We start from the raw sequence: 24,954 nt of genomic DNA, 5'->3' as shown, positions 1-24,954 counted from the left end.
GAAATTGAACAATCATGTACGACGAAGACGACCTAAGCCTACTGGATGTCGGGGTGGAGCTAGAAAGCCCCCTAGACCACATACAGCCACTTACTGCTGAATCAGAAGTGGTAAAACCTGATCCTGAATTAATGCTGGAACTTCTGGAAAATCCCCAGTCCCAGCAACGAATGTTAGCTGCGCGTGCTTTCTGCGATATTCAAGATCAACGAGCAATTCCTCATTTAATTCACTTACTAACTGATAGCTGTCCTCTCGTGCGAGTCAGTGCCTCCTATGCCATCGGACGTAATCCTAGCCAGGATGCAGTGGAGCCATTAATTACTCAACTGAACCGTGATTTTAATGGCTATGTCCGCAAAGGTGTAGTTTGGGCTTTAGGAAATTGCCGCGATCGCCGTTCCTTAATCCCCCTGGCCAACGCGCTCAGAACCGATATTTCCGCCGTGCGTCTTTGGGCAGCAAGCGCCCTAGCACAGATGGCAGGAGTGGGTTATGAGGCGGTTGTAGGTGCAATTCCCCCCCTCATTGAAGCCCTAGTTCAAGACCCCACCGCCGCAGTGCGAAGCAACAGCGCCTGGACAATTGGTCAACTGTGCAAAGAACTGCCTTCTAATGTAGTTTATGCCACAGCCATTGATTCCTTAATTCAAGCCTTTGCCGAAGACAAAGATTTAGGAGTACGAGAAGATGCAAAAGCATCACTTTTGGGTGTGGGTGATCCTCGTGGTTTGCAGTTAATTGAAACTCTCGAACAAGAAGGCTGGTTTTAACTAAAACGAGGGAACTCTTAACAGGGAACAGGAAATAGGGTGAAAATTTTTACCAATCACCAATCACCAATCACCAATCACCAATCACCAATCACCAATCACCAATCACCAATCACCAATCACCAATCACCAATCACCAATCACCAATTACCAATCACCAACTTCCCAATCAATCTCCGGTTTACCCCAATCAGCCAAAGTTGAATTAATAGTTGAAAATGGCTTACTACCAAAAAATCCGTTCCGTGCAGAAAGTGGTGAAGGATGGGCTGACTGTATAACTTTATGTTTATTAGTATCAATCAATTTCAATTTCTTGTGTGCATATCCACCCCAAAGCACAAAGACAACAGGATCTTTTTTCTGGTTAACTTTACTAATCACCGCATCTGTAAATATTTCCCAACCTTGATTTTTGTGAGAATTTGGCGTATGCGCCCTCACAGTCAGCACCGCATTCAGCATCAGCATACCCTGTTTAGCCCACTGCACCAGATAACCATGATTGGGGATATCAAAACCTAAATCTGCTTTGAGTTCTTTAAAAATATTCACCAGAGATGGGGGTGGTTTGATACCAGGTTTGACGGAAAAGCATAATCCATGTGCCTGATTTTGATTATGATAGGGATCTTGCCCTAACAACAAGACATTCACTTGTTCATAGGGTGTTAAATCAAAGGCAGAAAAAACATCTTCTTCAGGTGGATAAATATCATAAGATAGCCTATCTTCTGTCAAAAAATTTTGGAGTTTACCAAAATAAGATTTATGCAATTCTTCAGATAGAACAGATTGCCAAGAACTAGGAAGTTGGATATTTTGCATTAAACTGAAGGTAGTTCAAAAGGACGCTCTGTATCATCTTCACCCAAATACTCACCATTTTGAATTTCTAGAATTACTAGAGGAATAGATCCAGGATTTTCTACCTGATGTAATGTTGCTGCCGGTACATAGGTTGACTGGTTGCAATTCAGCAATGTTTCTTTATTATCACAAGTTACCTTAGCTACACCAGAAACGACAACCCAATGTTCATGACGATGATAATGAATTTGTGGTTTAATGCCGTGTCTAGCCTTAATTTCTACCCGACTAATTCTATAATTTTCGCCCTCTTCTATAACTTCTACATTACCCCAGTAGCGTTCACCTGAATGGGAAGAAATTGGATTTATGTCGGATTCAAGCTGATTTTGATGTTGGTTCATAGCTAGTTTCTCCATTTTAGACAATTTTAGATTTTGAAGATTATTATATTTTTTAGATCAATACCTTCGCCAAATTTTAAAAAAGCCTGAACTTGTAGTTTGGGTTGAGAGGAGTAAAACCCAATTTACCAAAAACGGCGGAGATTTTATTAGACATAAAAGCATTTTTTAGAAAATAACAGTTTTTCAAATTCTAATACAGGTAATGCCTGACTGAATATAAAACCTTGGATAGCATCACATTTTTCTTGGCGGAGAAAGGATAATTCTGCTTCTGTTTCTACACCTTCAGCAACTATCTTAAGATTTAGTTCATGTCCCATTTTAATCAAGAATTTAGTAATAGCTGATTTGTGATAATCATAAGTGATATTTTGAATAAAAGAACGGTCAATCTTGAGTGTATTCATAGGAAAATGACTTATATAGCTTAATGAAGCCTGTCCAGTCCCAAAATCATCAACGGCAATTTTGATGCCCAATGAGCGTAATTGATTCATGGTAGCGATTGCACTATTAACATCTTGCATAACCATGGTTTCTGTCAATTCAATTTCTAGTCCAGGATTTTCCAAATTATTCGACTCGATTAAGTCAACGATTGTGGTAATCAAATCTGGTTGATTAAATTCAATTGCCGATAAATTGACAGCTATAGTTAAATAATTAATTCCCGAATCCTGCCAAATTTTAAGTTGTTGACAAACTTTCTTCAATACCCATTTATCAATATTGACAATCAAACCATTGTATTCGGCTAAACGAATAAATTCGTTAGGTGATATTGAACCAATTTCCCTACTATGCCAACGTAACAAGCTTTCAGCACCGATTATTTCACCAGTAGATATATCAATAATTGGTTGATAATAAATTTCAAATTCTTGAAAATTATCTTGTTCGATTGCCCAACGTAATTTTGGTTCTAGAAATTGCATTCTCTCAGTTAATTTATGAACTTTATCCTGAGTTGATAAAGATTTTTTTAAATTTGCATACTTTTCTAATTTAGTGATAATAGCATTCAATAATTCAGACCGGGTGAATGGCTTAGTTAGATAGTCATCTGCACCCATATCCATACCTTGACGAAAGTCAGATTTGGCAGATTTGGCAGTCAAAAAAATAAAGGGAATTGCCGCAGTTAATGACTCTTTTCGTAAAGCTGTTAATACACCATAGCCATCCAATTCTGGCATCATCATGTCACATAAAATTAAATCTGGTATTTCGGATGTAGCTAAATTTAATCCGATTTTGCCATTAGCAGCAGCAATCGTTTGGAAATTCTCAGCTTCTAATAAATCTAAAATATTTTCACGAACGGATTCTTCATCTTCAATTATTAAAATTTTAGGCATAATTTACCTCATATGATATTGTTTTAATGGTAAAGTAACAGTAAAACTGCTGCCAACTCCTGGTAGAGTATTAACATAAATTGTACCTTGGTGAATATCTACACACTTTTTAACAATTGCTAGTCCTAATCCAGTTCCTAAAATATTACCGACATTTCTAGCGCGATGAAAAGATTCAAATAATCGGGGCATATCCTCTTCGGGAATGCCAATTCCCTGGTCTTTAATTTCAAATACTGCTTGCCCGTCTTGACAAGTGAGAGTGAAATTCACCAAACTGCCATCTGGGGAATATTTGAGCGCATTGGAGAGTAAGTTATTAAGAATATGCCCTAGTAATTTTTCATCCATATAGCAACATACAGATTCATATGGACTACTAAAATATACTAAATGTTGGCTTTTTAAATTCAAACTTACTTCTTCCACTAGCTGACGGCAGTATTTGACTAAATCAAATAATAATGGTCTGTATTCTAGTTTTCCTGCTTCTCCTTTGCCAATCACCAAAATATCGTTTAACATTTCTGTCATCCGGTTTACAGCCGCTTGAATGCGGTGCAGATGAGTAAGTTGTTTTTCATGTGTCCATTTGTGGCTATAGTGTTCTAGCAACTCAGAAGAAGAAAGGATAGTACTCAAGGGTGTGCGGAATTCGTGAGAAGTCATGGAAATAAAGCGGGATTTAAGTTCATTGAGTTCTTTCTCTGTCTCTAATGCTACTCTTAGTTCTTGTTCTAATTGCTTGCGAGTGGTAATATCTGCCCAGTAGCCAACTAGTTCCAGAGGATTACCCGCTTCATCCCAGACGACTTTACCTTGATCATATACCCAACGATAGATGCCGTCTTGATGTAAAAAGCGATATTCTAACGTGTACTCGGTTTGACCTAATACCCTTGAAAGTTCGGCAATTACTTTTGGCGCGTCTTCTGGGTGAATATGACTAAACCAAAAATCAGAACTTTGTGTAAATTCCCGCGCTTCATAGCCTATCATAGCTTGAACATTTTCGCTAATAAAGATAGCGCCGAAATCTTCATATGCTTTAGAAGCATAGATAACTGCTGGGCTGCAAGTTAGTAAATACTGTAACCGCTCTTGACTGACAAGTAATGCAGTTTCTGTTTGTTGACGCTCAGTAATATCTGTTTGAATGCCAATATAGTGAGTGAGATAACCATCAGCATCATAAACAGGGGAAATATTTAACTCATGCCAAAATATGCTACCATCTTGACAAGAGTTACGTAAAATTACAGTACAATCTTGTCCTAATTGCATAGCATTGCTGAGTTCTTGCAATCCTGGTTGATTAATATCAGAACTTTGGATCAAAAGAAAATTCTGCCCTATGACTTCATCTGCTGAGTAACCAGTTAGACGTTCAAAAGCCGGATTGACGTAGATAATTGAACTATCAGGGCTGGTGACATCCGCAATCACAATACCATTACTACTGGCAGCGATGGCGCGATCGCGCAGTCTTAACCCTTCCTCTATCAACTTGCGCTGGGTAATATCAGTATATATACTAACTACAGAGACGATCATACCAGTATCATCTTTAATCGCATCAGTTCGTAAGTCTATATGTACACTTTCCCCACTACGACTTTGCATGATCACTTCACCACGCCAAGATTCACCTCTGTGGACTGTCTCAATTACTCGTTTAAATACTTCCTTGGTGTGAAAATTAGTTGAGAGTCCCTCATCTGCATTTAATTGACTTTCAGTATAATCAAATATATCTATAAATGCAGAATTTACATAACTTAACTGACCAGATATGTCCGCAATGCTAACAGCATCACTTGTGCTTTCTATGGCTTTAAGCAACCGCAACAAAGACTTCTCTGCTAATTTACGTTCCGTAATGTCACGGGTAACTTTAGAAAAACCTCGTAGCTGACCAGTTTGATCACGTAATGCGGTTAAAATACAATTTGCCCAGAAATAGGAACCATCTTTGCGAACAAAAACACTTTCACATTCACACCGACCATTCCCCGCTGCTATATCTAATTGTTGCTTTGGTAGAGAGTTAACAACATCTTCCGGTGGAAAAAAACAAGAAAAATTCTGCCCGATAATTTCTGCTGCCTGATATCCAGTAATACATTCAGCTCCAGAATTCCAACTCCTGACTAGTCCCTCCTGGTCAAGCATATAAATTGCGTAGTCTTTAACACCTTCTACTAATAAACGGAAGCTTTCTTCACTTTTATAAAGTTCTTCTTGGGTTCTTTTGCGGTCTGTAATATCTGTAGAGATACCACAAATAGCATAAGAGACTCCATTGGCATCTTTTAAAGGAAACTTAACCGACCAATAAGTATGCAAACCATCTTCATGGGGAACAACTTCTTCGCTTTCTAAAGGTATACCACCTGCAATTACCTGAGAGTTGCTCACGGCAAATGCCTTAGCAATATCATCAGACCAGATATCATACACACTCTTGCCCACTACCTGATCTTGAGTAGTCTTGAATAGCTTTTCATATTGGCGGTTAACTAGCAAGTATTTATTCTCAGTGTCTAATAAATACATCACTGCTGGTAAATTATCTAAAATTGCGTGTAGCTGCTGTTGAGTTTCCCATAAAGCCGCTGCTTCCTGCTTGCGAGCAGTGATGTCTCGATCAATACCACGATACCCACGGAATCTACCCTCAACATCAAAGATGGGCAATCCGTTAGTTTCCAGAACTACCAGATGACCATCTTGATGACAATTTGTATTCTCCAGACATTTAAATGATTGTCGTTCAGCAGCTATCGGTGCAAAAATCTGCATCACACGTTCTGCTTCTGCTGGTGGCATTAATTCAAAAGGAGTTTTTCCTAATACCTCTTGCGGTTCGTAGCCCAAAATATCGCGGACTTTAGGACTGACATAAGTATAAATGCAGTTTTCATCAACTTCCCATATCCAATCACTGCTAGTTTCCACTAAGTTACGAAAACGTTCTTCACTGATTTTTAAAGCATCTTGTGCTTGTTTGCGCTCGGTGATATTTTCTAATGTACCAAATATACCTACCACCTCACCTTTAGTATTATACAAAGGGACTTTGTTCGTCTCTAGCCACATTTGGCTACCATCAGCTTGCTGTTTAGGTGTGATAGTTTGATATTGCGGCTGATTAGTTCTCATAATCTCCGCGTCACTAACGCAGTAGAATTGAGCTTCTTCATGGTTGGAAAGCAAATCGTAATCTGTTTTACCGATGATATTTTCTGGATTGTCAAAATCAACCATTTTTGCAAAGTTGCGATTACAACCCAAAAAGACCGAATTTATATCTTTCCAGAAAATACTATGGGGAATGGTATCAATGATTAACTGCAATATTTGAGGGGATTGCAGGAGTTGATGTTCGACTATTGGGCAAGAAGAGACAAATCTGGGATTACTAATTTCTGCTTCTACTACAGAAAGAGCTAAACAAATACTTTCAGGGGTGATAGTGCCGATAATTTCACCATCCTCATCTACAACTGCTATGAGCTGAAACTGAGGCTGACATAACCATGATATTACTGAATCTAAAGTCTTAATTGTGTGGATATTGAGTTTTATAACTGATTTCTGCATCACTTCCGCAACTTGGGCTGTTTTCAAATCAGTCCCTGTCGCTACGAGCCTGACTATATCTTGTTGTGTCAAGCATCCAACCACATCTGAGGCTGATTTTACCAACACACCTTGAGATTTTGCCGCCATCAGAGCGATCGCATCTAGTATAGGTGTTTCTAGTGCAACCGTCAGCGGTGACAAGTCAATCACTGACTCTAAGCTTTGTAATAAGAAATGATGAGGTGATGCTTGCATACTTTAGTTGGGTATCTACTACCAAACATACAGCAGAATTCAAAAGCCAGAATTGACAGATGCTTGATATTTACAGCAGTTAACAGACTTGAAAGTCCATTACCATCAGGCTTTGTCCTGAAATTTTATACCTCCTGCCACTGGCAATTTTCTGTATCGTGATCCAAAACTGCTGATTTATTTACCTAACCTCACAAACATTTTGACGCGAAACCAGTAAGATTATCACGAGTATAAACACGGTAAATGCTATGGTCAAAAATTACTACTTTATGTTTTACCGAAAAACACTATCAGTGAAGCTATGAAACTTTTATAAATTCTGACACAGAGACACATATAGCAACGGACAGGACGGTTAGGACACCAACTGATTATAAAACCTAGACACCAAAAGACTTTTCAGACTGTCACCTGTCACCTGTTAAGAGTCACCTGCTATATCTATTTCCATTCCATATCTTCATACTACCCACAGAGTGGAGTAAATAGGATCAAGCCTATTTTATGGCTGGAGATGTCTAATTACGAATTATTCAACACTTTTCTCTCACCAAAACGTAAAAGTCTTTCAATAGTTACCAGTCGATTTTCCCAGGCTTTAATTTGATAAGAATTTTCCTGAATTTCCACATTCATCCAAGTCCTAAATTTAAACTTGAAGCGATTTAGAACATTTCTGGCTTTGATTAAATTACTAGCAGAAGGTAAAACCGCAAGCTGATTTAAAGCATTTTGTAATTCTTGGGACTGGTTATTAAAATCAGCTATTTTATTTGTAGATATTGGTAATTGATTATTTTCTCTCAGAAATTGCCATTCTTTTTGTAGAGTTGCATAGCGGAAAGCCGCCGTGCGAAATGGCTGACGCTGAGGAATAGGTTCATTTTTGGAGCGTTGTACCTTACCTTGAGTATTACTAAATAGTTCATCAAACTCGGTATTAAAATTCTCAGCTGCAAAAAGTGCATAACCACTAACGGGTAAATCTCTAAGCAATTGCAGTTGGTCAAATGCTCCTACTGTAGACAAAGAAAGTAACCGAATTCCGGGAACTAATAAAGTAGCACCTAATTGAGTAGAGTTAATCCAAGGTTGTGCTAGACGTTGGAAACGAGGAGTATCAACAGCATAAGTCATCGGCACAATTAAATCTATATCTCCCCGTCTTGCCCAAACTTCCCAATGCTGTTGAATTTTTTGAACTCGTTCATATTCTGGAAGCGGAAATACAGCCACAGATAAAATTAAATTTGTGCGTTTTTGTTTTAATATCTGCGAAACTTCAGACACAAAACTATCAACTTGCTCAGTGCGAAATGTTGTCCACTTTTGCCACAAATCCCGCTGACTAGGAGTAACATTCAGAGGATCTACACCTGTTTGTTGCTGAAACTGTTCTCTGGAAGCTTTACCATAACCGTAAGTTCTACCTGCGAAGGGGTCTTGAAAAGGATAGCGAATATAATCTAGGTGTATGCCATCTACCTGATAGCGACTAATAATTTCTGCGTATAGCTTTAATAAATACTGCCGAACTTCGGGATTTGCTGGGTCTAAAAACGGCTTTGTCTGACCAACGGGAATGATGTTGCCACTTTGATCATAATTTGCCCAATTGGGATTAGCTGCCAACAGAGGACCCGGATAATCAGGACTAACGTTAATAATCTCATTGTGGCGGCGATTACCAGCTGCAAAAGTCCAAACCCAAGCGTGTAACTCCATACCTCTTGCATGGGCTAATTTTACGGCGGCTTCTAGGGGGTCCCAACCTTGAATTAATGGGTTTTGCTGTGGTGCAACCTGACTGGGATAAATTGTATAACCAGCATTGACGGTTTCAAAAAATATGGTGTTAATTCCGGCTTGGGACAGTCGGTCAAAGATTTTTACTAGTCCCGCTTCATTCCCAGCGTTAACAATTGTCCCTCGATCTAACCATACGGAGCGGATTTCTGGTTGAGCAACTCGCTGATTGAGAGGAAATTGCTGCCATAAAGTCGTCTTTGTCTTTAACCACTGCTGACGTGCCAAGGTATAGTTCTTTTGGGCAATTAATACAGGTATATTTTTGGCAATTTCTCTGGCTTGAGCTAAGGTTTGCTCTAAACTGAGGTCTTTTGTTTCTGCTTGGGTAGATGCAGATTTTTCACTTTCTACTTTCAATGATTGGGTGTTACTGACTCTATTTGTGCCATTAACTAAAGCTGCTAAATGGGCGCTTTCCACTCGACCAATTAAATTTTCTAATTCTTGTTGGAGAGCCAATGCATCTTGACTATTAATTGGCTGATTAGAATTGGGTATGACATCTAAACGCACTGCTTCTTGCAGTTGTTCAATGGCCTCTAGGAAATTTTGGGGTTGGGGGGTTATGGCTATTGATTTTGGGTTTTTAGGTTTTACCCGTGCAGACGGATGAGGTTTTTTGGGAGTAATTACTTGTTTGGGTTTGGGTTTGGGTTTGGGTTTCGTTCTGGAATTAGCAAGATTGGTTTTTTTGGGAGTAATTACTCGTTTAGGTGGATTAGTATTGCTCAATTGTGAGGTTTGAGTTGTTGATTGATTTATGGAAGTAGAAAAACAGTTTGGCGCATTTGTGGGAACATTTGTAGTTGACAATTTTAGATAACGATTTAATGCAGCTTTTAACCAAATAGTATCTAAATCTGCGGTTGAAGCTGTATCTGTTCCCAAGCGCCAACCTAGAAACGTGGACTGCTCAGTTGTTAGTACTGCGGCTGGATGATCTGGGGAATTCCAAACAGCAGCAATTTGAGTATTAAGGTGATCAGGAATCATGACAGCACCGACAGCTTGACCAAAAAGTTCTTTAGTAGTTGCCCATTCCTGAGGATTAGTTTTTGCTGGCTGTAATTCTTGGGCAGTATTTAAGTTAAATCCCCAATAACCTCCTAGCAAAGTTCGCAATAAATGGCGCACTCCAGGTGTGGATAAACGGGCTACTGGTCCACTGGCAATTAAGCGTCCACCTCGATTCATCCATTCTTTGAGAGCGATCGCTTGTACTGTCGTTAATGTCTCTATATTTGGCAATAACAACACCTGTGGCTGTCCTAAATCCGCCACATTGTTCACACTACTTAAAGGAATTACACAATATTTTACTCCCACAGTTTCTAAGCGTTTGGTAATCCCTATCCATTGATTGGCATTATCTTGGCTTTTGACTACGCTTAATACAGCTGCTTCTGTCACTGCTTGAGCCGGCAGCATCTTCCCTAAATTCAAAGTTAAAAAATTAAAGTTTAAAAAAAATAAGCCTATTGTTGTAATTTTTAATTTGATGTTATTTTTAACTTTTTCTTCGTAATTTTTCACGATTTATTCCTCACAAATTATAGATAATAACAGAGATAAATGGTGAGAATAGATATTAACTAGGACTTACGCATTGACAGAAAACATCAAATATCAAGTATGGGTTTCAGTCCAATACTTGTTGATTAAGCTCAAAAAATTAAATTATGTAGGTTGGGTTGTGGAACGTGAACGTTCGCGGAGCAATCGGAAAGAAACTCAACACTTGTAAGCATTTGTTGGGTTGCGCTATTGCTTAACCCAACCTACAAAATTCTTAATTACAAATTACTTTACGCAGGTATTGATTAAATCCTCAACGCCTGATATTGGTAATATTTCTGTATTAAGTTGACGAGCAACTTCCTCCACAGTCATATCATCTAAAAAGACCAATTCCCCATTTTTGAGCATGACACTAGGTAATAAAATTCCCTCTCCTATATCTTGCCCTTTTAAGTGAAAAAGTAAATCATGTCCCGTGATTAATCCTGTCACACTAATATTTTGTCCCCAATAATCGCTATATAAAGCTTGCATATTTACTTTTAAACCTGCTACAGCATTTAACTGTTTAACGATGGGTTGAAATGCTTTTTCAACAGCATTACCTACAACCCAAGTTAGTTTTCTTTGAGGAGATACTTTTGGCGGTAATAATTCCTGAGCAGCATGGGTAAATTGCTTCACAAATAAGCGAATAGAACCGACACCATTATCAATTTGCGGATATTCTTCATATTCCGCTTCGCTAGGTAATTCTTCACCAGCAATTAAAAACCATTCATCAGCTAACCAAGCCACACTAGAACCGAATTTTTGCCGAAATTCTTGAGCAAGTAATTTAACTTGAGAAATCACTTCCTGAGCCTTTTGCTGACTCACTGGGATTAGTTCATCTTCTTGGGGACGGAAACGGGTCAAACCAACTGGAACCACGGCTATTGATGCCACAGCAGGTATTTCTCCAGTATGAAAAGATGTTAAATCTCGTAATGTTTGTTCTAGATGTTTTCCATCATTTATTTCTGGACAAACTACTACTTGAGCATGAATTTGTAATCGTCTTTCTTGAAACCATTTAAGTTGTTGTAATATCTGTCCTGCACGGTTATTTTTCAAAAGTCTAATTCTCACTTCTGGTTCTGTTGCATGAACAGAAACATATAAGGGAGATAACCGCATTTGTTCAATTCTTTGCCATTCTTTCTCCGGTAAATTTGTCAGAGTTAGATAAGAACCATACAAAAAGCTCAAACGGTAATCGTCGTCTTTGAAGTACAAGCTAGAACGTTTACCTGGTGGTTGTTGATCAATAAAGCAAAATGGACAACGATTATTACACTGAATTAATCCATCAAATAATGCAGTTTCAAATTCTAGCCCCAAGTCGTCATCATAATCTTTTTCAATTTCAAGATGATGAGTTTTTCCAGTTGCATCTAAAACTTCTAGTTGCAAAACTTCATCAGCGCATAAAAACTGATAGTCAATTAAATCACGAGGACTTATCCCATTAATAGCGACAATCGCATCCCCTGCATCAAAGCCAATTTCGGCAGCAATTGAGTTGGGAAGCACCTTGGTAATTTTGGCAGGATGAATAGTCATAGAAAATTCGTAATTCGTAATTCTTAATTCTTAATTGGGGAATAGATAGAAAGTAAAGTTATTCTACTCTGCCCCCCTGCATCTTGCTTCTTTCAACAATTAATCTTGCCAACCACTGGCAATTGCTAATAGTATTGCACTGCCAAATGCTAATCTGTACCAAACAAAGACTAAAGTATTTTTGGTTTGTAAGTACCGAATCAAAAAGGCAATTGATAGGTAGGAAAAGATAAAGGCAGAAATAATCCCAACAATTAACAGTAAAACAATGTTATCTGGCAACTCGTGAGCTTGAAACTGTTTGAATATTTTCAGACTTTTGTATAGAGTGGCAATGGTAAGAGTTGGAAAACCTAACAAAAATGAAAACTTAGCGGCTGTATCACGTTCTAGTCCTAGAAATAAGGCCGTTGTCAATGTTGAACCAGAGCGGGAAACACCGGGAATTAAAGCCAGCGTTTGTCCTAATCCGACTAAAATACCATCCCGAATTTGTAATGAATTAAAATCTCGTTTACGAGTGCCAATTTTTTCTGCTAAACCTAGCAAAATTGCCATGATAATTGACATGATAGCAATGATTAATGCATTCTCAGGTAAAACGTCTTTCAAAAGAAAGCCAAAAATTAATGCAGGTAAGGTTCCTACTGCAATCCCTACGGTAATTTTCCATTCTTCCTGTTCCCAATTTTTATCCTTGAGTGCTTTGATTGCACCTTTAAGAATACTAGAAATCAGTGACCAAAAATAAAACAAAATTGCAATAACGCTGCCAAATTGAATTGCATCAACAAAATCTTTAGAACCTAGTTCCTTCCAACCAAATACTTTTGTCACAATTAGTAAATGTGCTGTGCTACTGATAGGCAAAAATTCGGTAATACCTTGGACAATTCCCAAAATAAATGCCTGAATTAATTCAGCCATGAGATTCACTCCACCAGTTGTAGCTTCGGTAGGTATTTCTACTTGTGAAATCTGTCCCCAAATAGGAAATAACCAGTCCATACCACTTGCTACAAATATTGTCACCATTAACCATGCTCCTATATTGGATCAATAACCTGAGAAAATTATCCAACTTTACCTGCTTATAGTCAGTTATTCCGGGCAACATCTTTGAGGGAGCAAAAACTTCTAGTATAATTAAAATGCCCCTAGGGGGGATTTTAAAGTATGATATCTTAAGATAAGTAAAGTTTAGTAACATATATTAAAAACATTGATTAATAATACACTTTCCTCTTACACAGCGTCCGATTCCGCTATTGATAATAACTTGCATTCCTTAGAAACTAAGCATAGAGGAATCAAAGAACTAGATTCGAGTCTGTCTCTACCTATAGCAATAACTTGGAGACAAACTTGGTTAGTGTTTGCGGCGGCTGTATTGTTAGTATCTGTACCAGTATTTGTAGAAGCGCCGTTAGTGCGATCGCTACCCAGTCTCAGTTTAGCCATGACCGGATTTTGGATTTGGCTGAGTTTGACACTAATGTCACGTCCACAAACCTATCTCTGGGGAGATTTACTCTTAGGATTTAGCTGGAGTTGGTTAACAGGAGCGATTTACTGGGGTTGGTTACGTTGGGAACCCCTATGGCACTTACCGATAGAATCCATTGGGCTACCCTTTGCGATCTGGTGTTTGTGGCGAAATTGGGGCAAAGTCGGTAACTGGTTTTATCTAGGTTCTTTATTAGGAACAGTTTTAACCGACATATACTTTTATCTTGTAGATTTGATGCCCTATTGGCGGCAGATTATGAGAACAGACATAAATGGAGCTTCACAAATCTTAAAAAATGCCTTAGCACAAGTCCAAACCCCTTGGGGAGAAGCTTGGGCAATCATTCTGGCCTTAGTCCTGTTAACAGTTGGGATCATCTCTTTAGGTAAAAAGGAAAAGCATTGGTACGCCTTTAGTGGCGCAGTTTTGAGTACAATTCTAGTAGATAGTTTGTTTTTGTTAGCGGCAGTTATTGCCTAAATTTATCAGCCACTGAATGATCTGCCCTGAGAAACGTGCAAGATCACCATTAGAGAGAAATTTTGGCAAAAGTAAAGTCGAACCCAATAGCAGTAAATATTGTGGATATTAATAAGCTGTATATTAGTTTCTGATGACTGCTGCGTGTTGATTCAGCTACCAGCTATCAACCAAAGTATGAAGTCGGAAGGAACAAGTACTTTATCAGCCCTCAGAGCAATCACCAGGGTCGTACTTATACTCAGTACTTCTAACTTCAAGCTCACCGTTGAAAGCTTTTAGTTATAGCAATGGACAGGGTAATTAGGACATCAATTAATGATAAAACTCAGGCTAAAAAAGGGTTTTACACCTGACTCCTGACTCCTGCTATAAAAGCGTTGATTTCTGTTTAATGGAAAGAGGTAGAAAATTGTGAAAGGATTAGTACGTTTATTAACAGTGTTTAGTCTGTTGCTAGGTAGCTGGGGATTACTGGGAACTACTCAGATCGCCCAAGCTGCAAGTTTCAGCAACGTTAGTTTATCTCAAGTACCAGTTTTGGCGATCGCACGTCAGAATCGGGCAGATGCCAAACTAGGAACGGAATTTGGTAAAAAAATTGATTTGAACAATACCAACATTGCCGCTTTCCAACAGTATCCAGGACTGTATCCCACACTGGCTAAGAAAATCATTCAGAATGCTCCTTATGAAAAGGTAGAAGATATATTGAATCTACCAGGATTAAGCGATCGCCAAAAATCCAAACTGCAAGCTAACTTCGATAACTTTACCGTGACTGAATACGAGCCAAACTTTAACGAGGGAGACGATCGCATTAATAACGGTATCTATAGATAACCCAAATTACTAATTGGGAAATAGGTGATGGGTAATAGGTATTTGGGCAAGGAAAACTATTACTGATTACCCATCACCCATCACCCATTACCCATTACCCGTAATTGTCAATTTTGAATTTCTCAGACATTCCTAGCCAATTTGATGTTTTAGTAGTCGGTGCAGGTGCTGCTGGACTCTACACAGCACTATGTCTACCAGACTCCCTCCGAGTCGGCTTAATTACTAAAGAAACAGTTGCATTATCCGCCAGTGACTGGGCGCAAGGTGGGATTGCCGCCGCTGTCTCCCCAGAAGATTCGCCAAAGCTGCACATTGAAGACACTTTAAAGGCAGGGGCGGGTTTGTGTGATCCAAAAGCTGTAGAATTTTTAGCTGAACAAGCCCCTAGCTGTATTCAATCTTTAATTAATTTGGGTGTAGCCTTCGACAGGCATGATCATAACTTGGCTTTCACCCTAGAAGCTGCCCATTCTCGCCCCCGCGTTCTTCACGCCGCCGATACCACAGGTAGAGAAGTAACCACTACTCTCACAGCCCAAGTATTGCGCCGCCAAAATATACAAATCATCCAGCAAGCTTTAGCTTTAAGTTTGTGGATAGAACCAGAAACAGGTTACTGTCAAGGCATCAGCCTGTTTCATCAAGGTAAAGTCACGTGGATTAGGGCTGGTGCTGTAATTCTAGCCACAGGTGGCGGTGGTCAAGTATTTGCCCAAACCACTAACCCAGCGGTAAGTACAGGGGATGGTGTGGCGATCGCTTGGCGGGCTGGGGCTATCCTCCGTGATTTAGAATTTGTCCAATTTCATCCCACCGCCCTCACTAAACCAGGACGCTTTCTCATCAGCGAAGCTGTACGTGGTGAAGGGGCGCATCTTGTTGATAATCAAGGGCGACGTTTTGCTTTTGACTACCATCCAGCAGGTGAACTTGCACCGCGAGATGTGGTAAGTAGAGCTATTTTTAGTCATTTACAACGTACCTCCGCCGATTTGGCTACTGCCCATGTCTGGTTAGATATGCGCCCCATCCCCGCTGACAAAATTCGTCATCGCTTTCCCAATATTATTCAAGTTTGTCAGCATTCGGGTATTGATGTCTTCAATGAATTGGTTCCCGTAGCCCCCGCTGCTCATTACTGGATGGGTGGTATTCTCACAGATTTGCAGAATCGCACCAATATTCCAGGTTTGTATGCTGTAGGAGAAACTGCGAGTACAGGAGTGCATGGCGCTAATCGCCTAGCCAGTAATTCTCTGTTGGAATGTATCGTGTTTGGGGCGCAGATGGCTGATTTAGACGATGAAGCCTTACAAAAGGATCAACTGCAAAAATCAGAATTCCTCTCCAATTCTTCAAACTTTGTCTTATCTGAAGATGAGTGGCACAATCAACACGCTCAACTAAAAGATATACGCGAAAAACTACCCCGTTTAGTCTGGCAAAGTGCTGGTATTTGTCGGCAAGAATTAGGCTTAAAAAGTGCGATCGCTACAATTGAATCTTGGCAACAAGATTTCGCTAATTTACCTTTAAGTCGATTCTTGCAAAGTTTGCATCCTACAGAACCCGCTAGTTTCAACCTACCTGATATTGAACAGCAGTTGCGACTTTGGGCAGAAACCCGCAATTTATTAGATGTAGCTTACTTAATTCTCAAAAGCGCTGCTTTTAGAACTGAAAGCAGAGGCGGACACTACCGTCTAGATTATCCTCAAACCGACCCAGATTGGCAAGTTCACACAATTATCCAATATGATCACTGGCGTAAATCGATCAGAACTTCCACCGGCTGATTGACTAACTTAGCTGGTGGAAGTTTTTTGTTTCCTATATAAAATTTCCGGCGTTGCATAATTGCGGAATGATTTGAGAATCTGCATCAATATATAATCACCGCGTCTGGAGTGTCCCCGCGTCAGCCTCAATCATCCCCTTATTCAGCAACGCCAGATTTCCCTGCTACTTTACCTAAAAAATTTGAAATCTTGAGAACCTGTATAACCAGTAATCTTCGCTAGTTCTGACAAGTTCTGTACGCCGCTGTAGGTTTTACCATTGATAATCCAAGTGGGGAAGCTTTCAATTTTAGCGGCTTGACACAATTCTGGTTTAGCTTGAGGACTGTCATTAGCGCACTCAACCTTAACGTTGTTATCGCTAATGATTTTGTAAGCTTCTTTACCAAAGATGAGCTTCTGTTCATGACAGTGAGGACACCAATAAGCAACATATTCCTTGGCTCCCACTTTGACAAGATGCTCTGCTAAAGCTATTTCTGCTGCACCCGATGTGGTGGTAATTTCCCAGCCAAATTTTGGGTTAGGCTCTACTTTGGGAATAAAGCTAATTTGCTCAGGTTTTCCCGGAGTTCCACCTATGGTACTACCCGAAGAATTGACCCCAGCATAAATCCCTAAAGTGCCAATCAGCGTTACCATTGCCACAATCAAGGCAGTAAAGAATATTTGTCCGATATCTTGCCAGTCACGACCGATAATTGTCAGTACTAACATACTCAGGGAAAACAAAGCCGAGCCAATGCAGTAAGGACAAAAGGCTTTGATTTGGGTTGCCAAGATGTACATTAAGTAACCACTGAACACCGACATAGCGATCGCTCCCACCAACAGCAACCACCAAGTCAAATTTTCCAGTTGTTTGCTGTTTTTGTGACTTTCCTCTGAGTTTAATGCCAAAGGAGCTAGAGCAAATATCAGCATACTGATGTATGCCAACAACCCAAACAAAGCTAATGGCTGACCAAAAACCGTTGCCCAAGGGCTAGAAAGAACATCATTACAGCCCTTAACACCAGCTTCTGCCACACAAGCGGTACTGCCGCCTGTTAGTTTTTCAAAGGTGAGATAGCCTGTGATTAAGGAACCACATCCCGCGATCGCTGCGATTAATATCCGCGACTTTTTATGAATCCAAGGAGTAGAACGACGGCGAATCATTATTGGTGATTGGTGATGGGTGATTGGTAATTGGGGAAAACTATTTCCCATTACCTATTTTGAATGTAATTTAACTGAAGAACTTGGCTTACTTTCACCTTTAGAGTTCCAACTCCTATGGGCTGATTCTACAAACTGGCTGACGCGAATCGGGTCAATGGGTTGCTCAATTCTCCCGTGACGTTTGAGAGAACTGGAAACAATTACACCATTTGCTGCCTGCATTAGAGTATCAATATTTTCCCAATTAGCTCCGCTGCCAATAAATACTGGTGTACCAGCAGCAGCCTCACAAGCCAATTCTAAATCTTCTAAATCAGGAGGACTACCAGTTGCCCAACCAGATAAAATTACGGCATCGGCCAATCCTCTTTCAATTGTGTCTTTCACCGCCACCGTCAGATTAGGTGAACTTAAAGGACGGGCGTGTTTGACTAAAACATCAGCAAAGATTTTCACATCCGATCCTAGCTCTCGCCGATAGCGGAGTAATTGATAGGCTTCTCCCTCAATTAATCCTTGGTCAGTCGCCATCACACCCGTGAGAACGTTGACGCGGATAAATTGGGCTTTGACACAACTAGCGATCGCCATGGCACTTTTGCCATCATTCCGTAAAACATTTAGACCTATAGGCAAAGTCACTAAATTCTGTATTCGTTGTACCACTACAGTCATGGCACTCACAACTGCTGGATCAACTTGGTTTTTGGTAAACGGTGCGTCGAAAAAATTTTCTACAATGATGCCGTCTACCCCTCCACTGGCCAGGGCTGTTGCTTCTTGTTCTGCACGGTCAATCACCGCTTTCAGGCTACCTCCCCAACGAGGTGAGGTAGGCAGGGGTAGCAAGTGAACTACGCCAATGATTGGGGTTTGAGTTTTGAATAACTGATATAATTCCACGTCTTTAATTTGCTAAGGCATTGTCCAGAGTTGAGAATTTTTTGACTAAAGACAAGAATAATTGGGTACATAGCATTAGTTTACGGATAATATTTTTTCTTCAAAAATATTACGTATAATAATACGTTCTGACGCATCTTCTCCTTTTCCAGACTTCTACAAGAAGTCCATTAAATTTTAACCCCTTGTCATTGGGATGCTTGCAGCTTGCATATTTTATAACTTTAGGCTTCACTTAAGTAATCTGGCGTAAATATTTGTCGTTGGGATCAAGCAGGGGGCTGCGCTTGCTGGGGGCAGAGGGAAAGAGGGTTTTAGCCTAGTTCATATTTCTTTACTTAGTTTGGTTTTTTTGCGCCAATCTACTTAACTCTTTACTTTTCATTTAAAATCATTTAAAAGCTCCTATCATCAACTTTTTGAATTTTGGAGGCGCAAACCTTTCCGTGAGGCTAGTTTGAATTTTTAATTCTATTGCCTCCTTCTGAAGGTGGAAATTGTCGTTCAACCTCCCATAAGATATGTTAAGATAGAACCTGGCTACAAGAGGAGTTTGCCACTCACAAAACGCAAGGCAGCTTTCCATGGTTTAGGCATATTGTCCGCGTATCGTCGTAGACCAAGCCTAAAATTTAGGTTAGCATTACTGCTTGATAGGCGTAGTCGCAATTGCGATTTCCCTGAGGGTAGCGACTTCTCACAAACAGCCCTTTGGGCGGCTTCCCGATGGGTAAATTAACAACGCACACGCTTCGGTAGTTTAAAATACCATTAGGCGAATCGTTAAACAATATCACGAGTGTCATAAGTAAATAAAGACACTTTAATTTATCCTGGGAAACAGATTAATAAAAATATCATAGCATGACCTCTATATTCATAATTGATTAGGGTCATACGCCCACAGACAGCCAATAGCAGTGGAAATCTGTCACTGTTGTGAATTAATCACGGTGCGGGAAAAAGCGCCTAAATATTGTTTGAATGAATTGATTTGAATGTTTAAGCGATGAGAAAAAAAACAGAGATTTTTTCAAAATATGGGTGATAAGCCAACAATTGCCATTTCTCACCTGGGCTGCGAGAAAAATCGAATTGATACAGAACATATGTTAGGACTGCTTGTAGAAGCAGGCTACGGTGTAGATACAAATGAAGAATTAGCTGATTATGTAATCGTCAATACCTGTAGTTTTATTGAAGCCGCCAGAGAAGAATCGGTCAGAACTTTAGTAGAACTGGCAGAAGCGAATAAAAAAGTCGTGATTACTGGTTGCATGGCGCAACACTTTCAAGAACAATTATTGGAAGAGTTGCCAGAAGCAGTAGCCGTAGTTGGCACAGGCGATTATCACAAAATTGTCAATGTCATAGAGCGGGTAGAACAAGGGGAACGAGTTAAACAAATTAGCGCCGAACCAACCTACATAGCCGATGAAACCACACCACGCTACCGGACAACAACAGAAGGAGTAGCTTACCTGCGAGTTGCTGAAGGATGCGATTATCGTTGTGCATTTTGTATTATTCCCTATTTAAGAGGGAACCAGCGATCGCGTACTATTGAATCTATAGTCGCTGAAGCCAAGCAATTGGCTAATCAAGGGGTAAAAGAAATTATTCTGATTTCCCAAATCACTACAAATTATGGTTTGGATATTTACGGAAAGCCAAAGTTAGCGGAACTGCTCCGCGCTTTAGGGAAAGTAGATGTACCGTGGATCAGAATGCACTATGCCTATCCCACCGGACTCACCCCAGACGTAATAGCGGCGATTCAAGAAACACCCAATGTTCTGCCTTACTTAGATTTGCCCTTGCAACATTCTCATCCAGAGATTCTTCGTGCCATGAACCGTCCCTGGCAAGGACGGGTAAATGATGGAATTATTGATCGCATCAAAACAGCGTTACCATCGTCAGTGCTGCGAACAACCTTTATCGTTGGCTTTCCTGGAGAAACTCAAGAGCATTTTGAGCATTTGCTAGAGTTCACAGAACGACACGAATTTGATCATGTGGGTGTCTTCACCTTTTCGCCAGAAGAGGAAACCCCAGCCTACAGTTTACCCAATCAAGTTCCTTCAGAAGTGATGGAAGAGCGCCGTGACAGAATCATGGAACTCCAGCAACCAATTTCTCTCAAGAAAAATCAGCAGGAAGTAGGCAAAACCGTCGATGTCCTGATTGAGCAAGAAAACCCCGAAAGTGGAGAATTAATCGGCCGTTCCGGTAGATTTTCCCCAGAAGTCGATGGTCAAGTCTATATTAAAGGCGAGTCTAGGCTAGGAACCATCGTGCCAGTACAAATCCAAAGTGCCGATGCCTACGACCTCTATGGTCAAATCGTCAGTTCAGGGAATAGGTGAACCAGCGCGATCTTGGGGGTTTCCACGCCACTTGCTTTAAGCCGGGGAACCCGTCCAACGCAGTGGCTCCCCATGAGCGACTGGTGAACCCGAAGGGGAATAGGGAACAGTCAACAGGGAATAGGGAATAATTTATTACCAATTACCAATTACCCATGACCAATTACCAATTACCCAAAACCTAATTTACAAATAAGTATCGGTTTACAAGTCCAAAACTCACAATAAAATTTAGGAGAATTAATGAATCTTTCCTTTCAAGAACTAGGCATTTCCCAAGAACGTGTTGACAAAATAGAAAAAATTGGTTTTACCGAACCTACTAATATTCAAGCTCAAGCAATTCCCCAACTGTTAGCAGGTCGTGATGTGGTCGGTCAATCCCAAACAGGGACTGGTAAAACCGCAGCCTTTTCGCTACCAATCTTAGAAAAGCTAGATGTCAGTAAAAGAGCCGTACAAGCCTTGGTGTTAACTCCTACTCGTGAATTAGCAATGCAAGTTCACGATGCCATTTCCCAATTTATGGGTGATGATGGGCTGCGGGTGTTGGCAATTTACGGTGGTCAATCAATTGACCGCCAAATGATGCAACTCAAACGTGGAGTTCACATGGTTGTCGGTACTCCTGGACGGGTAATCGACTTGTTAGACAGAGGCTGTTTAAAGCTTGACCAAGTGAAATGGTTTGTCTTAGATGAAGCCGATGAAATGTTAAGCATGGGCTTTATTGATGATGTCATCAAAATCCTTTCCCAAGCTCCCAAAGAACGGCAAACAGCTTTATTTTCGGCGACTATGCCGCCATCGATTCGTCAATTGGTCAACAAGTTTTTGAACTCTCCGGTAACAGTTACCGTTGAGCAGCCAAAAGCAGCACCTAATAAAATCAATCAAGTAGCTTACTTGATCCCCCGTCACTGGACAAAAGCCAAAGCTTTACAGCCAATTCTGGAAATGGAAGATCCGGAAACAGCGTTAATCTTTGTTCGCACCAGACGCACAGCCGCTGAATTAACCAATCAATTACAAGCTGCTGGTCACAGTGTAGATGAATATCATGGTGACTTGTCCCAACAAGCCCGGGAAAGATTGTTGATCCGCTTCCGCAATCGTCAAGTCCGCTGGGTGGTAGCTACTGACATCGCTGCACGGGGATTAGATGTTGATTTGCTTTCTCACGTAATTAACTTTGATTTACCTGATAGCGTCGAAACCTACGTTCACCGGATTGGTCGAACTGGTCGTGCAGGTAAAGAAGGAACAGCAATCTCCTTAGTACAAAGCTTTGAACGGCGTAAGCAACAAGCATTTGAACGTCATAACCGCCAACAGTGGCAGGTGCTGACGATTCCGACAAGAGCGCAAATTGAAGCCAGACACATCAAGAAATTGCAAGAACAGGTAGCAGACGCTTTAACAGGTGAACGCCTAGCTTCATTTTTACCAATTATCAGCGAATTGATTGAAAAATATGATGCTCAAGCGATCGCTGCTGCTGCTTTACAAATTGCTTACGATCAAACCCGTCCTGCTTGGTTGCAAACAGAAGTGGATCTCCCCGTAGAGGAAGGCCCAGCCCCCAAACCCAAGCTCAACAAGCGTCGTGATGGTGATTCCTCAGAGCGCAATTCTGGAGGCAATCGCAACCGTTCATCTTGGTCTAAATCAGACAACAACGGTGATGAAGATAGACGTGGTAGTGTTAAGCCCAAGTTACGAGGCCGTCGTGAATCCTCACCTACCCCTAACAATCAGAAGCTAGGTTCACCAACAGGTAGAGAATAGACCGATTAGTTCAATTTTGGATTTTGGATTTTAGATTTTGGATTAAAAATCTAGGGATTAATGATTTTTCCTCATCTAAAATCGCCAATCTAAAATCTAAAATTGTCTCAAGGGTGGATAATTTTTTGTAGCTCGCCAAATTCATCATCAGTCAATTTCCGGCGTTGGTGAATAAAATTATATATGTGAATAAAATTATATATTTTGATCACGCAGAGTCTCAAAGAGTAAAAATTTGGGAAATGGAATTGTTGACTTTTATCCCTTAATTCAGCAACGCCCAATTTTCCATGATTCAATTTTAGATTCTATATTTTAGATTAAAAATAGAGAAAGTGGTAATTTTCCTATACCTAACCTACCTCGCTTCACTTCAACTGCGAGAGATAAAGGTTGTGATTCTCATGGCCACTATACCTTAAGATTTTGATTAGAAGCGATAATATCAATATCTTGTCAACAATACAAAAAGTAGCTATGGCAATTGGTGATACTTTTGATACCCCAAATCAACCCCTAGCTCTACCAAAGGTCAACATTTTGACCATGTTCCGGCTAGGATTATTTCAAATGGGGTTGAGTATGATGGCTATCTTGACTCTGGGGGTACTCAACCGAGTCATGATTCAGGAAATCGCAATTCCGGCCACATTGGTGGCTTTGGTGTTAGCATTACCTTCATTTGTCGCACCAACGCGGATTTTGTTTGGTCAAATGTCCGATTCTAAACCGTTGTTAGGTTATCATCGCACGGCTTATGTATGGGTAGGAGCAGGAATATTTGCGATCGCAGCTTTTTTAGCGGTACAAGTAATGTGGCAGTTAAATGCCGCTAATATTGGTGATAAGTGGGTATGGACTACCCAAACAATCGGTTGGACAGCGGTTCTAGGTTTAGTTTTCGCAGTTTATGGACTGGCCATTTGCGCTAGTGGTACAGCTTTTGCAGCTTTATTAGTTGATATTTCCGAAGAAGACAACCGTTCCCAAGTTGTCGGTATTGTTTGGTCAATGTTGATGGTAGGGATTATAGTTGGGGCAATTATTAGTTCTAGCTTATTGCAGCAATTAACCACAGACGCACCCATAGAAACTTTACAAGCGGCAATAAATAGATTATTTCAGATTGTTCCGGGAATAGTTTTTTGTTTAGCAATTGTCGCAACTGTAGGTGTAGAAAAAAAATATTCTCGTTTTTTCAACCGTTCCACTCCAGGAAACCGGGAAGATAGTATTACTTTAAGTGGTGCGTGGAAAATCTTAACAGCTAGTCCGCAAACAGGTTTATTTTTCACCTTTTTATTAGTGATGACTATTAGCTTGTTTATGCAAGATCCCATTTTAGAACCTTATGCGGGACAAGTCTTTAAAATGCCCTTAGCGGAAAGTACCAAACTCAATGTTTTTTATGGAACAGGTATTCTAATTTCCTATGGGATTACAGGTTTTTTTATTGTCCCCCGTTTGGGTAAAAGGAGAACAATAAAATTAGGTTGTATTTTAGTAGCATTTGCCGCTTTATTACTAGGTTTTTCAGGATTTTCGGCGAATCCATCTGTGCTGAAATCAACTTTAGTTTTATTTGGTTTAGCTACTGGTTTTGTCACCACCGCAGCAGTGAGTTTAATGCTAGATTTAACAATTGCCGAAGCCGCAGGTACATTTATTGGCGCTTGGGGACTGGCTCAGTCTATATCTAGAGGAATCGCAACTGTAATTGGTGGTACTGTTTTAGATGTGGGGCGCAGATTGTTACCAGATAACTTAGTATTAGCTTATGGGTTGGTATTTGCGTTAGAAGCTGCGGGAATGTTGGTATCAATTTGGTTTTTGAATCGTGTTAATGTGACAGAGTTTCAAACCAACACCAAACAAGCTTTAGCTTCTGTTTTAGAAAGTGATTTAGATTAATCGATGATTGGTGATTGGTGATTGGTGATTGGTAATTGGTGATTGGTGATTTTTCCTGTTC

At 40.2% G+C, this 24,954-nt stretch carries 16 protein-coding genes; 7 read left to right on the top strand and 9 right to left on the bottom strand.

Going from position 1 to position 24,954, the window contains the following annotated elements; translation table 11 throughout:
- The first annotated feature begins 14 nt into the window (after positions 1–14).
- Positions 15–773, top strand: a complete 759-nt coding sequence (locus ANA7108_RS0123790; protein ID WP_016953340.1) for a HEAT repeat domain-containing protein — start codon at positions 15–17, stop codon at positions 771–773.
- A 147-nt stretch (positions 774–920) separates the two neighbouring features.
- Here ANA7108_RS0123790 and ung read toward each other — a convergent pair whose 3' ends face one another.
- The 7 genes from ung to ANA7108_RS0123755 form a co-directional block, all read right to left on the bottom strand.
- A complete protein-coding gene (gene ung / locus ANA7108_RS0123785) occupies positions 921–1,601 on the bottom strand; it encodes a uracil-DNA glycosylase (RefSeq protein WP_016953339.1) in 681 nt (226 codons plus the stop codon).
- Positions 1,601–1,987 carry a phosphomannose isomerase type II C-terminal cupin domain gene (locus ANA7108_RS0123780; RefSeq protein WP_016953338.1) on the bottom strand — a complete coding sequence of 129 codons (387 nt, stop codon included), beginning with the start codon at positions 1,985–1,987 and terminating at the stop codon, positions 1,601–1,603. Before ANA7108_RS0123780 ends, ung begins: the two co-directional genes overlap by 1 nt.
- 149 nt (positions 1,988–2,136) lie before the next feature.
- Positions 2,137–3,348: an EAL domain-containing response regulator gene (locus tag ANA7108_RS0123775; protein ID WP_016953337.1), complete on the bottom strand. Its 1,212-nt coding sequence runs from the start codon at positions 3,346–3,348 to the stop codon at positions 2,137–2,139.
- 3 nt (positions 3,349–3,351) lie between these two features.
- Positions 3,352–7,188, bottom strand: a complete 3,837-nt coding sequence (locus ANA7108_RS0123770; RefSeq protein ID WP_016953336.1) for a PAS domain S-box protein — start codon at positions 7,186–7,188, stop codon at positions 3,352–3,354.
- A 525-nt stretch (positions 7,189–7,713) separates the two neighbouring features.
- On the bottom strand, positions 7,714–10,533 hold the full coding sequence (locus tag ANA7108_RS0123765; protein WP_016953335.1) for a glycoside hydrolase family 10 protein: 2,820 nt from the start codon (positions 10,531–10,533) through the stop codon (positions 7,714–7,716).
- Between the two features lie 267 nt (positions 10,534–10,800).
- On the bottom strand, positions 10,801–12,123 hold the full coding sequence (locus tag ANA7108_RS0123760) for a TIGR03279 family radical SAM protein (protein ID WP_016953334.1): 1,323 nt from the start codon (positions 12,121–12,123) through the stop codon (positions 10,801–10,803).
- Positions 12,124–12,222: 99 nt separating this feature from the next.
- Positions 12,223–13,158, bottom strand: coding sequence for an undecaprenyl-diphosphate phosphatase (locus ANA7108_RS0123755; protein ID WP_016953333.1), 936 nt, complete (start codon positions 13,156–13,158; stop codon positions 12,223–12,225).
- A 187-nt stretch (positions 13,159–13,345) separates the two neighbouring features.
- On the opposite strand from ANA7108_RS0123755, the gene ANA7108_RS0123750 reads away from it, so the two are divergent.
- The 3 genes from ANA7108_RS0123750 (at position 13,346) to nadB (ending at position 16,755) form a co-directional block, all read left to right on the top strand.
- Complete coding sequence (locus tag ANA7108_RS0123750; RefSeq protein WP_026104412.1) at positions 13,346–14,113, top strand: DUF3120 domain-containing protein; 768 nt, start codon at positions 13,346–13,348, stop codon at positions 14,111–14,113.
- Between the two features lie 414 nt (positions 14,114–14,527).
- The gene (gene psbU, locus ANA7108_RS0123745; RefSeq protein ID WP_016953330.1) at positions 14,528–14,956 is read left to right on the top strand and encodes a photosystem II complex extrinsic protein PsbU; all 429 of its coding nucleotides are present in this window, start codon (positions 14,528–14,530) and stop codon (positions 14,954–14,956) included.
- 113 nt (positions 14,957–15,069) lie between these two features.
- The gene (gene nadB / locus ANA7108_RS0123740) at positions 15,070–16,755 is read left to right on the top strand and encodes an L-aspartate oxidase (protein ID WP_016953329.1); all 1,686 of its coding nucleotides are present in this window, start codon (positions 15,070–15,072) and stop codon (positions 16,753–16,755) included.
- A 171-nt stretch (positions 16,756–16,926) separates the two neighbouring features.
- Here nadB and ANA7108_RS0123735 read toward each other — a convergent pair whose 3' ends face one another.
- Together ANA7108_RS0123735 and btpA are read right to left on the bottom strand one after the other, a co-directional pair.
- On the bottom strand, positions 16,927–17,919 hold the full coding sequence (locus ANA7108_RS0123735) for a vitamin K epoxide reductase family protein (protein WP_026104411.1): 993 nt from the start codon (positions 17,917–17,919) through the stop codon (positions 16,927–16,929).
- Between the two features lie 54 nt (positions 17,920–17,973).
- Positions 17,974–18,825 (bottom strand): photosystem I biogenesis protein BtpA, encoded by an 852-nt coding sequence (btpA, locus tag ANA7108_RS0123730; protein ID WP_016953327.1) that lies wholly within the window; start codon positions 18,823–18,825, stop codon positions 17,974–17,976.
- A gap of 1,040 nt (positions 18,826–19,865) precedes the next feature.
- Between btpA and rimO the strand changes: the two genes are divergently transcribed.
- The 3 genes from rimO (at position 19,866) to ANA7108_RS0123705 (ending at position 24,893) form a co-directional block, all read left to right on the top strand.
- Positions 19,866–21,194 carry a 30S ribosomal protein S12 methylthiotransferase RimO gene (gene rimO / locus ANA7108_RS0123720; protein ID WP_016953325.1) on the top strand — a complete coding sequence of 443 codons (1,329 nt, stop codon included), beginning with the start codon at positions 19,866–19,868 and terminating at the stop codon, positions 21,192–21,194.
- A gap of 243 nt (positions 21,195–21,437) precedes the next feature.
- Positions 21,438–22,982, top strand: coding sequence for a DEAD/DEAH box helicase (locus tag ANA7108_RS0123715; protein WP_016953324.1), 1,545 nt, complete (start codon positions 21,438–21,440; stop codon positions 22,980–22,982).
- A 477-nt stretch (positions 22,983–23,459) separates the two neighbouring features.
- On the top strand, positions 23,460–24,893 hold the full coding sequence (locus ANA7108_RS0123705) for a BCD family MFS transporter (RefSeq protein ID WP_016953322.1): 1,434 nt from the start codon (positions 23,460–23,462) through the stop codon (positions 24,891–24,893).
- Positions 24,894–24,954 lie beyond the last annotated feature (61 nt).

The sequence above is a fragment of the Anabaena sp. PCC 7108 genome (genome assembly GCF_000332135.1).
In the GTDB taxonomy this organism is placed as follows: domain Bacteria; phylum Cyanobacteriota; class Cyanobacteriia; order Cyanobacteriales; family Nostocaceae; genus Anabaena.
This window is presented reverse-complemented; position numbering and strand designations above follow the sequence as displayed.